Here is a 14,000-nt window from a genome sequence, read left to right on the forward strand (position 1 = left end):
AGGGCCCGGGGCGGTACCCGCGAGGGAGCCGGCTCAGCGGGCGCGCTGCACCCGCGCCTCGTCGAACACCGGCTCCGGCGCCTCGTACACCCGACCGTCGGCACCGAAGACCAGGAACCGGTCGAAGGAGCGGGCGAACCAGCGGTCGTGGGTGACGGCGAGCACCGTCCCCTCGAACGCGGTCAGCGCCTCCTCCAGCGCCTCGGCCGAGAGCACGTCGAGGTTGTCGGTCGGCTCGTCGAGCAGCAGCAGGGTCGCGCCCGAGAGCTCCAGCAGCAGGATCTGGAACCGCGCCTGCTGGCCACCGGAGAGGGTCCGGAACGGCTGGTCGCCGGCGTCGGCCAGGCCGTAGCGGCGCAGCGCGGCCATCGCCCGGCCGCGGTCGACGCCCGCACGCCCCGGCTCGCCGTGCCACAGCAGGTCGACCGGGGTGCGCTCCTGCCAGTCCGGGTGGGCGTGGGTCTGGGCGAAGAACCCCGGCACCACCCGGGCACCCAGGCGCCACCCGCCGGCGTGGGCGACCTCCTGGCCGGCCAGCAGCCGCAGGAAGTGCGACTTGCCCGCGCCGTTCGCACCCAGGACGGCGACCCGGTCGCCGTACCAGACCTCGAGGTCGAACGGCCGCATCAGCCCGGACAGCTCCAGCTGCTCGGCCATCACCGCCCGCACCCCGGTGCGCCCACCCCGCAGGCGCATGGCCACCTTCTGCTCCGGCGGCCGGTCCGGAGGCGGGCCGGCCGCCTCGAACCTCGCCAGCCGGGTCTGCATCGCCCGGTAGCGCGAGGCCATGTCCGGGGAGTTGGCTGCCTGCTGCTGCAGCGTGCGCACCAGCTCGACCAGCCGCTCGTGCTCCTCGTCCCAGCGCCGGCGCAGCTCGGCCATCCGCTCGTGGCGGGCGGCGCGGGCGGCGGGGTAGCCGGTGAACCCGCCGCCGTGCACCCACGCCGTCCCGCCCTCCACGGTGACCACCCGGTCGGCGACGCGGGCCAGCAGCTCGCGGTCGTGGCTGACGAACAGCACCGTCTTGCGGGTCTCCAGCAACCGCTCCTCGAGCCAGCGCTTGCCCGGGACGTCGAGGTAGTTGTCCGGCTCGTCGAGCAGCAGCACCTGGTCGGGGCCGCGCAGCAGCGCCTCCAGGGCCAACCGCTTCTGCTCCCCGCCGGAGAGAGTGGACAGGTCGCGGTACTTGCAGCGCTCGTAGGGGATGCCGAGCGCGGCCACGGTCACGGCGTCCCAGGTGACCTCGGCCTCGTACCCGCCGGCGTCGCCCCACTGGCCCAGCGCCTCGGCGTAGGCCATCTGCGCGGTGTCGTCTTCGGTCTCCATGAGCGTCAGCTCGGCGGCCTCCACCGCCTCCCACGCCGACCGGACGGCGGGTGTGGCGAGATCCACGAGGAAGCGCTGCACCGTGGTGTCGTCACGGACCGAGCCGATGAACTGGCGCATCACGCCGAGCCCGCCGCTGCGGGCGACGGTGCCGGCCTCGGGCGCGAGGTCACCGGCGACGATCCGCAGCAGCGTGGTCTTGCCCGCGCCGTTCTCACCGACCAGCGCCGCCCGGGCGCCCTCCCCCACCCGGAAGGAGACGTCGTCGAGCAGCACCCGCCCGTCGGGGAGGGTGTGCCGGATGCCGGTCAGGTCGACGTAGCCCACCCGGACATCCTCCGGTCCACGGCAACCGGGTTGCGCCCCGGGCCGCAGCACCACCGTGCCCATGGCCCGCCGCTGCCCGAGGACGGGTCGCGGACGACCGCCGGCCGGCCCCGGCGGTCACCGCCTGTTCGGCGTCACGTCGGGGAGCCAGCCGAGGACGAGGTGGTCGGCAGGGCCGACGGCGTGCAGCCGGCCGGCGCGCACGGCGCCATCGGAGGGTCCGAGTGCGCTCCGAGGTCGACCCCCGGGCGCGCCGCTCAGTTCTCCGCCTCCAGCCGGGCCCGGGCCAGGCGCTCGACCAGCTCGGGCAGTGCGGTGGCCGGCACCCCACTGAGGTCGCGGCGGCAGTTGCGGACGACGGTGCCGATCACCTGCGGCCGCAGCCGGGCGCGGAACTCGTCGGCGAGACGGGCCACGGCCTGGTCGACGGCGGAGTCGTCGGTCAGCGTCATGCGGCGGGCCCTTCGCTCGGGGAAGACGGGAGAGCCGGACGGGTCCCCGTGGGTCGCGTTCCACCCAAGCTCCCGCCCCGGCCCGGCACCAGGGACCTTCGTCACGGGGGTTGCATCCCGGGACCAAGGTCCCCTGTCGGCGCCCCCTCCGGGCGCGCAGCATCGGGAACCGGACGCGAGGAGGTGCCAGGTGCCGTTCCACGACCGCCGCGACGCCGGACGGCGGCTCGCGCCGCTGCTGGAGCCGCTGCGCGGTTCCGACGTCGTCGTCCTCGGCCTGCCACGCGGCGGCGTGCCGGTGGCGTTCGAGGTGGCCCGCGCCCTCGGTGCACCGCTGGACGTCGTCGTGGTCCGCAAGCTGGGGGTGCCCACCCAGCCGGAGCTGGCCATGGGCGCCGTCGGCGAGGGCGGGGTCACCGTGGTCGACCAGCGGGTCGTGGCGATGGCCGGCGTCGGCCCCGACGACGTGGCCCGGGCCGAGGAGCGGGAACGGGCGGAGCTCGCCCGGCGCGCCCGGCGCTTCCGCGGGGACCGCCCACCGGTGCCGCTCGCCGGCCGGACGGCGGTCGTCGTGGACGACGGGATCGCCACCGGGTCCACGGCGCGGGCGGCCGGTGCCGTCGTGCGGGCCCAGGGCGCCGGCCGTGTCGTCCTCGCCTCGCCGGTGTGCGCCCGCGAGAGCGCCCGCGCCCTGGCCGGCGAGTTCGACGAGGTGGTGTGCCTGGAGGTGCCGCACCGGTTCGCCGCCGTCGGCCGGTTCTACGACGACTTCCGGCCCACCCCCGACGAGGAGGTGGTGGCGCTCCTGGAGGCGCCGCCCGTCCCGCCGTCCGGCGAGGTCACGGTCCCCGCCGGCGGGGTCGGCCTGGCCGGCACGCTCACGGTGCCGGAGGGCTCGACCGGGCTGGTCGTGTTCGTCCACGGCAGCGGGAGCAGCCGGCACAGCCCCCGCAACCGCTACGTGGCCGACGTCCTGCACCAGGCCGGCCTGGGCACCCTGCTGTTCGACCTGCTCACCGCCGAGGAGGACGGCGACCGGGCGGCGGTCTTCGATGTCGGGCTGCTGGCCGCCCGGCTGCGCGAGGTGACCGCGTGGCTGCGCGCCCTCCCCGGCTGCGGTGAGCTGCCGGTGGGGTACTTCGGCGCGAGCACCGGCGCCGCCGCCGCGCTCGAGGCCGCCGCGGACGACGGCGGGGTGCGGGCCGTGGTGTCCCGCGGCGGTCGCCCCGACCTGGCCGGGCCGCGGCTGGCCGCCGTCCGCGCGCCGACGCTGCTGGTGGTGGGCGGTGAGGACGAGCAGGTGCTCGAGCTCAACCGCGCGGCCCAGGCGCGGCTGCGGTGCGGCAGCCGGCTGGCCGTCGTCCCCGGCGCCGGCCACCTGTTCGAGGAGCCCGGCACGCTGGAGGCGGCCGCCGCGCTGGCCCGGGACTGGTTCCTCGAGCACCTCTGCGGGCCCGCCGGCGGTCAGGCCGCGGAGTAGCCGTTCCGCCCGGCCGCACTCGCCGCGACCGCGTCGCGCAGCAGCGTGCCGAGCTCCGCCGGGCGACTCGCCCCGGGATGGTGGAACTGCTCAGCCGAGGGCGATCGACAGCACCGTCGCGCCGGCCACCACGAGCATCGCGACCACGACCAGCGCGGCGACCAGCCTCCGCCGCCGCTGCGCCCGCGACCCACCGGCGCCACCCATCCCCATCACGGCCGGCAGGTTACCGCCCGGTGCCGACGGTGCGGGCCGCTCGCCGGCCCCAGAGGAGGGTGTCCAGCGCGGTCCCTGCGGGGGTCTCCCGGTGGACCTGCGCGAACCGGTCGACGTCGAGCAGCTCGGCCACCGGGGCCAGCCGCGCCACGCTGTGCAGGATCGCCGGGTCCTGCGGGCCGCCGACGCCCCGCGCCACGTTGTCGACGTCGTGACCCAGGACCAGCAGCCGGCCCCCGGGGCGCAGCCAGCCGACGGCGCGGCGCAGCAACGCGACGGTGTCGTCCTCGGGCAGGTGCAGGTAGGCGACGAGCACGAGGTCCAGCGAGCCGGCCGGCGCGTCCCAGGCCAGGACGTCGGCGGCCACCCACGTCACCCGCTCGGCGCCGGCCTGCTGGCGGCCGCGGGCCAGCCCGGTCGCGGAGAAGTCGACGGCGGTCACCCGCCAGCCGCGGGCGGCCAGCCACAGCGCGTGCCGGCCCTCCCCCGCGGCCAGGTCGACGGCCGTCCCCCGCGGCAGGCCGTCGAGCAGCTCGGCCACCAGCGCGTTGGGCTCCGCCGACCACTGCCGCTGCTCGGCGTAGCGCTGGTCCCAGTCCTGTGCCCGCACACGGGCAGTCTGTCAGTGGAGGACCATCCCCCCGGCCACGTTGAGCGCGTCCCCGGTCAGGTAGTCCGAGTCGCTGGAGGCCAGGAAGACCGCGGCGCGGGCGACGTCCCGCGGCTCCCCCAGCCGGCCCAGCGGTGACTGCGCCGTCCACGCGGCCACCTCGGTGCGGCTGCGCGCGGCGGCCTCCGCCGGCGGCAGCACGTGACCCGGGCACAGGCAGTTGACCGTGATGCCGTGCGGGCCGAGCTCCTGCGCCGCGGCCCGGGTGAGGGCCACCACCGAGGCCCGCGCCGCGGCGTGGTGCGCCGGCCCCCCGCCGCCCGGACCGCCCGCGCTCGTCACCGTGACCACCTTGCCGACGCAGTCGTCGCCGGGTGTGCGGAAGCCGACCATCGCGCACGCCGCGGCCTGGATCGCGCCGAGCATCGACTGGGTCGGGAGGGTGAAGGCGCCGCCGAGCTCCACGGGGTCCATCTCCAGCAGCGGCGCGTACCGCTGCTCGCCGGCGCAGGTGACCAGCACGTCGAGGCCGCCGAGCCCGGCCACCGCCTTCTCCATGGCCTCGCGGGTGTCCACGGGGTCGGCGAGGTCGACGCGGTAGGCCTTCCCGCCGACCTCCGCGGCCAGGCGGGCGGCGGCGTCCCCGCGCGGGTCGAGCACCGCCACCGTCGCCGCCTCGTCGGCGAAGGCGCGCACGATCGCCGCGCCGATGCCGTCGGCACCGCCGGTCACGACCGCCCGCCGTCCGGACAGCCGCCGTCCACGGGGGCGGAGCGGGGCGGGGTCGGCCGCGGGACGGGCCGGGTCTGACTGGAGCTGGGGCATGAGCAGTCTCTCGTCGGGTGCAGTCCGGGGCCGCCCGTACCCACGGATCCCGTGTCCAGACGTGTCCCGGGTTCCGGACCCCGGCGTGCCGGAACCGTGACGCCGGGTGAGGGCATCGACCGCAACCACCCGGTCGGGCGACCCGTCCCGCCGCGCGGGACCGACCCCTCCTACCTAGCCTCGTAGTGACCAATCGAACACGAGGAGTCAGGGGGAGGCCGTGCCCGACGACGTCCCTCCCCTCGTGCGCACCCCTTCCCGGCTGCGCCGCCGGCTCGCCCGCGCCGCCCTGCTGGGCGGCTTCGGGATCGGCCTCTGGCTGGCCGCGGCGTCCGGCGCCTCGGCCGACGAGGGCACGCCGCCCACGCCGACAGGTGCAGGCGGCGCTCCGCTGCCGGTCCTCGCCCTCACCCCGACCGAGCTCTTCGGCACGGCCGCGCAGCCGGTGGTCGCGGCGACGACCTCCGCGGTCGTGGCGCCGGTGGCCGACGCCGTGGTCCCGGTGGCCGACGCCGTGGTCCCGGTGGCCGAGGCCCTGGCGCCGGTGGCGGCCGCCGTCCCGCCGGTGACCGAGGCCCTCTCTCCCGTGACCGGGGCCCTCCCGCCCGTGACCGGGGCCCTCCGTCCGGTCACGGACGTCGTCGAGCCGGTCACCGACGTCGTCCGACCGGGCGTGACCGGCCTCCCCCGCACGCCGGACGCCGTCGTGCCCCGTGCCGACGTCGACGCCGCGCAGCCGGCCCCGACCGCTGCACTCCAGGCGGTCGCCGCCCCTGCTGCGGTGCCGGCCGTCGCCGCGGCGACCGTGCCCGACGCCGGTCCCGCCTCCGGTGCGACCCCGCTGCGGGAGGTGCCCGCGGGCGCCGTCTCCCCGGGGCCGTCCCCCGCTCCGCTCTCGCCCGTCCCGGCGCCCCTCCCCGGTGCCGTGCCGGCCGTCCCGGCGACCAGCGGGTCCGCCGCCGGCGGCTCCGTGCCGGGCCCCGACGGCGGCACCGCCACGCTGCCCGCCGACGTCTCCGCCGGCGTCCTCACCGCCGCGGCCACGCGCTCCGGCGAGGCCCGCAACGCCCTCGGCGACGTCGCCGACGACCCCTCCGTCTCCCCGGACTGAGTGCGCCCGGCCGGCTCGCAGCCGGCACGGCAGCACCACCGGTCCCGTCCGGGGCCGGTGCACTCGGAACCGGAGAAGGAACCAGCCATGAACAGATGGGTACAGCGCGGCCTGCGCACCGCCCTGCTCACCGGGGGCCTGCTGGCCACCGGGACGGGGATCGCCGCGGCCGACGACAACGACCTGACCGCCGACCTGCTCGGCGTCACCGCCACCGTCCCGGTGCAGGACGGCACGGTCCTCGGCACGCCGGTCGTCACCGGCACCGGCGAGGAGCTGACCGTCGGCGCGGGGGCCGGGGACGGCCTCCAGCTCCCGGTCGACACCGACACCGCGCCGGGGACCACCGTCCTCGGCGACGGCGGCGTGAGCGTCCCGGTGCGGGTCACCGAGGCCGACGGCGCCCCGCCGGACCCGGCGGACGGCCTCACGGTCACCGTCCCGGTGAACACCTCCGGCGGCGGGACGGCCGGGACGACGGTGACCGCGCCGGTGGTCACCGGGGACCTCGGCGACGTCCTCGACGGCGACCCGCTGACCGGGGACGACATCGACGTCGACCTGGCCGAGCCGCTGCGGCCCGGGCCCGGCGGGGAGGGCCTGCTGCTCGACCTCGAGGACACGGTCACGATCGGCGACACCGACGGCACGACCGCGCGGGACACGGTCCTGGAGCTGCCGGCCGGCCTCGACGCCGACCGGCCCAGCACGGTGGCCCTGCCGCTGCCCGGAGGTCCCGGTTCCGGCGGCCCGCTGTCCCGCGTGGACGTCGACGTGACCGTCGGCGGGCTCCTCGGCGACGGCCACACCGGCCCCGGGCAGTCCGCGCCCGGGGACCCGGTCCTGAGCCTGCCGATCGACACCGGGGGCCTGCTCCCGGAGCTGCTCGGCGGGGACGCACTGCGGGAGGACACCGTCGACGTCGACCTCGGCGGCCTGCTCGGCGGCACGTCCGGCGACGGCTCGGCGATCGAGGTCCCGGTCGACGAGGGTGGGACCGGCACCGGCAGCGACCTGCTGGTCCGCGTCACCCTGCCGGTCGACCTCTCCGGCCTGCCGGCCCTCGAGGGTCAGGACGCCGGCGCGGGCGACGGGTCCGGCACGCCCGGAGACGGCGACGGGAACGGCCCGCCACACGACGGGAACGGGACCCCCGTCCCCGGGCGCGGCCACCCCGGCGCCGGTGGGACGGGCACCGTCCCCGCCGGCACCGGTGGGACCGGTGGGACCGGCACCGTCGCGCACGGCACCAGCGGGAGCGGCACCGGCCACACCCCTGACGCCGACCCGGCCTCGGGCGGCCACGACGGCGACTGCGGGGACGCCGGCACCGCGGCGGGCGTGAGCGTCGGCGGCCACACCGGCAACGGCTCGGCGACCGGGGGCACGACGTCCGGCGGCCCGGACGCCGCCGGCGCCCCGGGCCGCGGGGTCACGGGCAGCGGGGTCACGGGCAGCGGGGACGCCTGCGGCACCGGCACGCCGCAGGCCGTGGCGACGCAGCCGAGGTCGTCCGCGGGCCCGTCCGCCGGGCCGCTGGCCGCCACGGCCGGTGCCCTGGCCGTGGTCGCCGGTCTCCTGCTGGCGGCCGGCCGTGGCCGACCGGCCCGGAACCGGGCGTAGCACCCTCCCGGCGGCCCGGACGTCCGATGCGATCGGCGTCCGGGTCGCCGGCGTGCACGCCGCCGGCCGCGACGGCAGGGTGACGCCGTGAGTGAGCACCCCGCGGTCCGGCTCGTCCCGTTCCAGCCGGAGCACCTGCCCGCCGTCCTCCCCTGGTTCGACGCACCCGAGGTGCAGCGCCGGCTCGGTGGGCGGGAGTGGCCGGAGCGGGAACTGGCGCTGCGCACCACCACGTGGACCGAGGAGTTCCGCGGCCGGCGCGTGCTCCGCGGGCACTCCTTCGTCGTCCTGGACGCCGACGACCGCGTGGTCGGGCAGGTCGGCGGCGACGTCTACGACCGGTGGACGACGTGGGACCCGGAGCGGGAGCGCGTCCTGGACGAGGACGTCCGCCGCACGATGGGGGCCGCCTACGTCGTCGACCCGGAGCGGACCGGCCGCGGCTACGGGCGGGCCGCCCTGGCGGCGCTGGTCGCGGCGCCGGAGACCGCCGACGTCGAGCAGTTCGTGCTCGGCATCGAGCCGGACAACACCGCCAGCCTCCGCGCCGCGGCCGCCGCGGGGTTCCGCCCGCTGACCACCGAGCCCGACGCCGAGGAGCTGCTCTACCTGCACCTGCTGCGCTGAGCCCGGTCGTCGGACCCCCTGCCAGGCTGGGGGCGTGGCACCCGATCTCGCCCTGCTCCGGCTGGTGGCCCAGCGGCTGGCCGGCCCGCCGCTGCCCACACCGGGAGCGGTGGTCCGCCGGCTGACCTGCGTGCAGGCCCAGGAGCTGCCCGGTGCACTGACCTCGGTGGCCCTGCGGACGGCGCAGCGGTCGCGAGCCGCGGTCGAGGCGGCGCTCGACGCGGGCGAGGTCGTGCGCTCGTGGCCGATGCGGGGCACGCTGCACCTGGTCGCCGCCGACGACCTGCACTGGCTGCTGCACCTGCTCGGCCCCCGCGTGCTGGCCGGCGCCGCGCAGCGGCGGGCCGCCCTGGGCCTGAGCGACGCCGAGGTGGAGCGGGCCCGGGAGGTGGTCACCGCCGCGCTGGCCGGCGGCGGGCGGTGCGGCCGCAGGCAGCTGCTGGCCGCGGTCGCCGCCGGCGGGGTCCCCACCACCGGGCAGCGCGGCTACCACCTGCTCTGGTACCTGGCCCAGACCGGCACCCTGTGCCTGGGGCCGACCCGCGAGGGGGAGCAGCTGTTCGTGCTGCTCGACGAGTGGGTGCCCGCTCCCCGGCGCCCCGGCCGCGAGGAGGCGCTGGCCGAGCTGGCCCTGCGGTTCTTCACCGGCCACGGGCCCGCGACCGTCGCCGACCTTGCCCGCTGGGCCGGGCTGCCGGTGCGGGACGTCCGGGCCGGGCTGGCCGCGGTCCGGGTCCAGCTCGCCACGCTGGACGCCGACGGCCGCGAGTACCTCATGGCCCCCGAGACCCCGGACCTGCTGGCCGCGCACCGGGCCGACGCGCAGCGGGTGCTCCTGCTGCCCGGCTTCGACGAGTTCGTCCTCGGCTACGCCGACCGCAGCTGCGCGGTGCCGCCGGAGTTCGCCGAGCGCATCGTCCCCGGCCGCAACGGCGTCTTCCGGCCGACCGTCGTCGCCGGCGGCCGGGTGGTCGGCACCTGGCGCTGGACCGGCTCGGGCGCGCGGCGCCGGCTCGACGCCGAGCCGTTCACCGCCTTCGACGACGACGTGGCCGCGGCCCTGCCCGAGGTGGCCGCCGCCCTCCCGTGAGGGGTGAGCCGCCTGCCGTGGCGCGGGAGCCCGGTGGCCGTCGGCGGGCGACCGGGGAAGGCTCGGGGCCATGGAGTACACGCGTCTGGGCAGCACCGGCCTGCAGGTCTCGCGGATCTGCCTCGGGATGATGAGCTTCGGCGACCCGGCCCGCGGCAACCACCCGTGGAGCCTGCCGGAAGAGGACAGCCGCCGGCTGATCGAGAAGGCGATCGCCGCCGGCATCACCTTCTTCGACACCGCCAACGTGTACTCCGACGGGTCGAGCGAGGAGATCACCGGCCGCGCGATCCGCGACTTCGCCGACCGCGACGACGTCGTCCTCGCGACCAAGGTGCACGGCCGGATGCGGCCGGGCCCCAACGGCGCCGGGCTCTCCCGCAAGGCCGTCATCCGCGAGCTCGAGGACAGCCTCCGCCGGCTGGGAACCGACTACGTCGACCTGTACCAGATCCACCGCTGGGACCCGCACACGCCGATCGAGGAGACCCTCGAGGCGCTGGACTCCGTCGTCCGCTCGGGCAAGGTGCGCTACCTCGGGGCGTCGTCCATGTGGGCCTGGCAGTTCAGCAAGGCGCTGTACCTGGCCGGCGAGCACGGCTGGCACCGCTTCGTGTCGATGCAGGACCACTACAACCTCCTCAACCGCGAGGAGGAGCGGGAGATGCACCCGCTCTGCGCCGACCAGGGCATCGGCGTCATCCCGTGGAGCCCGCTGGCCCGCGGCAGGCTCACCCGCGACTGGGACGAGTCGACCGAGCGCTCCGCCACCGACGAGTTCGGCAAGCGGCTGTACGACGGGGACAGCGACCGGGCGATCGTGCAACGGGTCGCCGAGGTCGCCGCCGCCCGCGGTGTCCCCCGGGCGCAGGTCGCGCTGGCCTGGGTGCTGTCCAAGCCGGTGGTGACCGCACCGATCGTCGGCGTCACCAGGGACGCCCACCTCGACGACGCCGTCGCCGCGGTCGACCTCCAGCTCACCGACGAGGAGGTCGCGCGGCTGGAGGAGCCCTACACGCCGCACGCCGTCGCCGGCTTCTGAGCGAGGCCCCCGGCCCCACGGCTCGCGGGGCCCACGACGGGACCGTGCCGGGGGCTGGGGGCTCGGTGGGAGAGGGGGCTCAGCGGGAGAAGAGACGGGCCAGGAAGCCCTTCCTCTCCGGCTGCCAGCCGGCGTCGGCCAGCAGGTCGAACAGCGGTTGCTTGATGCGGGAGGTCTCGAACGAGTAGCTCCAGGTGTGCCCCGGCTGCCCGTGCGAGGTGGCCCGCAGCGCCGCTCCCCCACCCCACTGCTTGCCGATCGACCGGCCGCGGAACACCTGCTTCGACCCGCCGAAGGACACCGTCCCGCCGGAGGACCGGACGGTGCTCCCGCCCTCGGACCGGCGCTCCTCGACCGCGTAGGTGCCCGAGGTCTCGTCGAGGGTCACCGTGATCGCGTAGTGGACGTCGATCGTGCCGGCGGAGACCAGCCCCTGGTAGCCGACGTCGGCGACGTCCCAGGCGCCGACCACCCGGTTGCCCTCGCACGTGTAGGCGAAGGGCTGCCCTGGGCGGTTCAGCTCGGCGGTGACGCGGGCGCAGGTGTCGGCGGCGCTGAGTGGCACGGGAGTCCTCCTCGGTCGGTGGGGGGATCGGCGCCGCAGTGTGGAGGACCGGCCGCAGCGGGACCAGGGGGATCGGCGCTGCGTCCGCACCGGGCGGCGTCGCGCCCCCGACCCGCCGCCCCGTGCAGATCCGCGGATCCGCACGGGGCGACTCCGCGGATCTGCACGGTGGGGCTCAGCCGGCCGAGCGGCCGGCGATCTCCTCGAGGTCGTCGAGCACCAGCGAGGCGCCCAGCGGGCCGATGGCCAGGAACCACCGGTCGTCGCTGACCTCGAAGGCGCGGCCGTCCTGCACCGCGGACAGGCTCGACCACAGCCCGCCCCCGGTCACCTGACCGGCCGCGGTCTGCCCGTCCTCGCCGTAGGAGGCGTAGAAGAGCAGGTCGCCGTCGGCCTCCCCGATGTTCTCGGGGGCGACCTCCACGAAGGTCTCGGGAGTGCGCTGCAGCTCCGGCCGGGCGAAGCCGACGTCGGCCAGCACCGCGCCGATGAAGGAGCCCTCCCCGTAGAGCCGGACGGCGGTGCCGTCGAGGAAGCGCACCATGCTCACCTCGGTCGCCGCCGGGTCACCGAACAGCGCGCCGACCTCCGCGGCGCGCTCCTCGTGGGTCGCGAGCAGCTCCTCGGCCGCCTCGGACCGGTCGAGCGCCTCGCCGGCCAGCCGCAGGTTGTCCTGCCACGTCTCGCCGATCGCCTCGGCGAACACCGTCGGGGCGATCGCCGACAGCTGGTCGTAGATCTCGGTGTGCCGGACGGCGTTGGACAGGATGAGGTCGGGGGTGAGGGCGGCGATCGCCTCGAGGTCCGGCTCGGCGATGGTGCCGACGTTGGCGATCTCGGCGGGGTCGGCCCCGGCGTCCTCGATGTAGGCCGGCAGCTCGTCGCTGACCGACGTGCGCACCGCTCCCACGGGCGTCAGGCCGAGGGCCAGGACGGCGTCGAGCTCCCCGGTGTCCAGGACGACGACCCGCTCCGGGGTGCCCTCGATCTCCGTCGTCCCCGCCGCGTGCTCGACGGTGCGGGTCTCCGCGGCCGCGGTCGTCGCCGCCCCGCCCGCCGTCCCGCCGTCCCCGGCGCCGCAGCCGGCGAGCGCGAACCCCACCGCCACCGCGAGCACCCCTCCGCGGTACCGCCCGATCCCGTGCACAGTCGTCCTCCCTGGTCGCCGGACGATCCGGCACCCCGGGGGTGAACTTAGGGCAGCCTCACCTGACCTGGGGGACCGGGGTCACCGCCGCTCGACGACGAACACCGGGATCTCCCGGTCGGTGCGCTGCTGGTACACCGCGTACTCGGGGTAGGCGGCCACCGCGCGCTCCCACCACTGCGCCCTCTCCTCGCCGGTGACCTCGCGGGCGACGCCGTCCCACGGCTCGGGGCCGTCCTGCACGGTCACCTGGTCCGGGTGCGCCCGCACGTTGGCCACCCAGGCAGGGTCCTTGGGCGCGCCGCCGACCGAGCCGACCATCGCGTAGGCGCCCTCGTGCTCGACCCGCATGAGCGGCTGCTTGCGCACCTTCCCGCTCCTGGCGCCGCGGGTGCTGAAGACGACCACGGGCAGGCCGGTGTCCCGCAGGGTGTTGGCCTCGCGCCCTCCGGTGGCCTCGTAGCGCTCCACCTGGTCGCGGACCCACTGCTGGGTGCTGGGCTCGTACTCACCGGAGAGGGGCATGTCCCGAACCTAGGTCGCACACCCCCGCCGGGCACCCGGACGGCGTCGACGGGCCGGGAGCGGCGCGGGCCAGTAGCGTCCGGACCCCGAGGTCTGCTGCCGTGTGGAGGCGTGATGTCCGACCGCCAGCCGCCCGAGATGGCCCAGGTGGCCAGTGAGACCGGCGCCAAGAAGGTGCACCGCACCTGGGACCGCGTCCTGGTCAGCGCGTTCCTCGGCGGCGCCTACATCGCCTTCGGCGCCCTGGTGGCGATCACCGTCTCCTCCGGGCTGGCCCCCGAGACGTGGGGCACGCTGCCCACCCTCTTCATGGGCGCGGCCTTCACCCTCGGGCTGGTGCTGGTGCTCATCGCCGGGTCCGACCTCGCCACCGGCAACATGCTGCTGGTCCCGCTCGGTGCGATGCAGGGCCGGCTCAGCATGGGCGACGTCGCCAAGAACCTGACCCTGGTGCTGCTGGGCAACCTGCTCGGCGCGCTGTTCGTCGCCTACTTCCTCGCCGTCCAGACCGGGGTCATCGGCGCGCCCGGCGCCTCCGGCAGCGCCGCGCTCACCCACGAGCGGCTGGCGCAGATCGCCGAGGCCAAGGGGCTCCACGAGTCCCCCTGGCAGGTCTTCCTGCGCGGGGTCGGCTGCAACTGGCTGGTCTGCCTCGCGGTGTGGATGTCGCTGGCGGCGACCACGGTCTCCGGCAAGGTCCTGGCGATCTTCTTCCCGATCATGGCGTTCGTCGCGATGGGCTTCGACCACGTCGTGGCCAACATGTTCTTCCTGCCCGCCGCGGTCTTCGCCGGCGTCCCGGACATCGGCTGGGGTCACGTGCTGCTCAACTGGCTGATGGCCGGGCTGGGCAACCTGGTCGGAGCGGTGGTCTTCGTCGCGACGTCGTACTGGTACCTCTTCCTGCGCGACCAGCCGGCCGAGCAGCCCAGCCGGACGCCGACCGGCGGCGAGGCGCCCGAACGCGCATGACCCCGCGCCGGCCGGGGCACCGCCGCTGCGTACGGCACCGACCGACGGTGCCGGGGACCAGG

The 14,000-nt window shown here is 76.7% G+C and carries 15 protein-coding genes; 7 read left to right on the forward strand and 8 right to left on the reverse strand.

The window, feature by feature from the left end; translation table 11 throughout:
• Positions 1-33: 33 nt before the first annotated feature.
• A complete protein-coding gene (locus ACI78V_RS06000) occupies positions 34-1,653 on the reverse strand; it encodes an ABC-F family ATP-binding cassette domain-containing protein (protein ID WP_456849883.1) in 1,620 nt (539 codons plus the stop codon).
• A gap of 257 nt (positions 1,654-1,910) precedes the next feature.
• Positions 1,911-2,105: a three-helix bundle dimerization domain-containing protein gene (locus ACI78V_RS06005; RefSeq protein ID WP_456849885.1), complete on the reverse strand. Its 195-nt coding sequence runs from the start codon at positions 2,103-2,105 to the stop codon at positions 1,911-1,913.
• A 190-nt stretch (positions 2,106-2,295) separates the two neighbouring features.
• On the opposite strand from ACI78V_RS06005, the gene ACI78V_RS06010 reads away from it, so the two are divergent.
• On the forward strand, positions 2,296-3,585 hold the full coding sequence (locus tag ACI78V_RS06010; RefSeq protein WP_456849887.1) for a phosphoribosyltransferase family protein: 1,290 nt from the start codon (positions 2,296-2,298) through the stop codon (positions 3,583-3,585).
• 90 nt (positions 3,586-3,675) lie between these two features.
• Here ACI78V_RS06010 and ACI78V_RS06015 read toward each other — a convergent pair whose 3' ends face one another.
• Genes ACI78V_RS06015 through ACI78V_RS06025 form a run of 3 tightly spaced genes read right to left on the reverse strand, consistent with a single transcriptional unit; the run spans position 3,676 to position 5,143 of the window.
• On the reverse strand, positions 3,676-3,801 hold the full coding sequence (locus ACI78V_RS06015; RefSeq protein WP_456849889.1) for a hypothetical protein: 126 nt from the start codon (positions 3,799-3,801) through the stop codon (positions 3,676-3,678).
• 10 nt (positions 3,802-3,811) lie between these two features.
• Positions 3,812-4,411 carry a class I SAM-dependent methyltransferase gene (locus ACI78V_RS06020; RefSeq protein ID WP_456849891.1) on the reverse strand — a complete coding sequence of 200 codons (600 nt, stop codon included), beginning with the start codon at positions 4,409-4,411 and terminating at the stop codon, positions 3,812-3,814.
• Between the two features lie 12 nt (positions 4,412-4,423).
• Entirely contained in the window at positions 4,424-5,143 is a 720-nt protein-coding gene (locus ACI78V_RS06025; RefSeq protein WP_456849893.1) for an SDR family NAD(P)-dependent oxidoreductase, read from the reverse strand.
• Between the two features lie 313 nt (positions 5,144-5,456).
• On the opposite strand from ACI78V_RS06025, the gene ACI78V_RS06030 reads away from it, so the two are divergent.
• The 5 genes from ACI78V_RS06030 (at position 5,457) to ACI78V_RS06050 (ending at position 10,729) form a co-directional block, all read left to right on the forward strand.
• Positions 5,457-6,347 (forward strand): hypothetical protein, encoded by an 891-nt coding sequence (locus tag ACI78V_RS06030; protein ID WP_456849895.1) that lies wholly within the window; start codon positions 5,457-5,459, stop codon positions 6,345-6,347.
• 87 nt (positions 6,348-6,434) lie between these two features.
• Entirely contained in the window at positions 6,435-7,970 is a 1,536-nt protein-coding gene (locus ACI78V_RS06035; protein WP_456849897.1) for a hypothetical protein, read from the forward strand.
• A gap of 87 nt (positions 7,971-8,057) precedes the next feature.
• Entirely contained in the window at positions 8,058-8,597 is a 540-nt protein-coding gene (locus ACI78V_RS06040; protein WP_456849899.1) for a GNAT family N-acetyltransferase, read from the forward strand.
• Between the two features lie 34 nt (positions 8,598-8,631).
• Complete coding sequence (locus tag ACI78V_RS06045; protein ID WP_456849901.1) at positions 8,632-9,687, forward strand: winged helix DNA-binding domain-containing protein; 1,056 nt, start codon at positions 8,632-8,634, stop codon at positions 9,685-9,687.
• A 70-nt stretch (positions 9,688-9,757) separates the two neighbouring features.
• A complete protein-coding gene (locus tag ACI78V_RS06050) occupies positions 9,758-10,729 on the forward strand; it encodes an aldo/keto reductase (protein WP_456849903.1) in 972 nt (323 codons plus the stop codon).
• Between the two features lie 79 nt (positions 10,730-10,808).
• Here the strand turns inward: ACI78V_RS06050 and ACI78V_RS06055 are convergent, their stop codons facing one another.
• From ACI78V_RS06055 to ACI78V_RS06065, 3 genes are all read right to left on the reverse strand, one after another.
• Positions 10,809-11,294, reverse strand: coding sequence for a hypothetical protein (locus ACI78V_RS06055; protein WP_456849905.1), 486 nt, complete (start codon positions 11,292-11,294; stop codon positions 10,809-10,811).
• 175 nt (positions 11,295-11,469) lie between these two features.
• Positions 11,470-12,441 (reverse strand): ABC transporter substrate-binding protein, encoded by a 972-nt coding sequence (locus tag ACI78V_RS06060; protein WP_456849907.1) that lies wholly within the window; start codon positions 12,439-12,441, stop codon positions 11,470-11,472.
• 81 nt (positions 12,442-12,522) lie between these two features.
• Positions 12,523-12,966 (reverse strand): nitroreductase family deazaflavin-dependent oxidoreductase, encoded by a 444-nt coding sequence (locus ACI78V_RS06065; RefSeq protein ID WP_456849908.1) that lies wholly within the window; start codon positions 12,964-12,966, stop codon positions 12,523-12,525.
• A 114-nt stretch (positions 12,967-13,080) separates the two neighbouring features.
• Here ACI78V_RS06065 and ACI78V_RS06070 point away from each other — a divergent pair, with 114 nt between their 5' ends.
• Positions 13,081-13,938 (forward strand): formate/nitrite transporter family protein, encoded by an 858-nt coding sequence (locus ACI78V_RS06070; RefSeq protein ID WP_456849910.1) that lies wholly within the window; start codon positions 13,081-13,083, stop codon positions 13,936-13,938.
• Positions 13,939-14,000: the final 62 nt, after the last annotated feature.

The organism is Geodermatophilus sp. SYSU D00742 (genome assembly GCF_054049935.1).

Coding starts and splice junctions, on each gene's coding strand:
- ACI78V_RS06005 (WP_456849885.1), bottom strand. CDS start 2,105: ATGACGCTGACCGACGACTCCGCCGTCGACCAGGCCGTGGCCCGTCTC.
- ACI78V_RS06035 (WP_456849897.1), top strand. CDS start 6,435: ATGAACAGATGGGTACAGCGCGGCCTGCGCACCGCCCTGCTCACCGGG.
- ACI78V_RS06050 (WP_456849903.1), top strand. CDS start 9,758: ATGGAGTACACGCGTCTGGGCAGCACCGGCCTGCAGGTCTCGCGGATC.
- ACI78V_RS06065 (WP_456849908.1), bottom strand. CDS start 12,966: ATGCCCCTCTCCGGTGAGTACGAGCCCAGCACCCAGCAGTGGGTCCGC.
- ACI78V_RS06070 (WP_456849910.1), top strand. CDS start 13,081: ATGTCCGACCGCCAGCCGCCCGAGATGGCCCAGGTGGCCAGTGAGACC.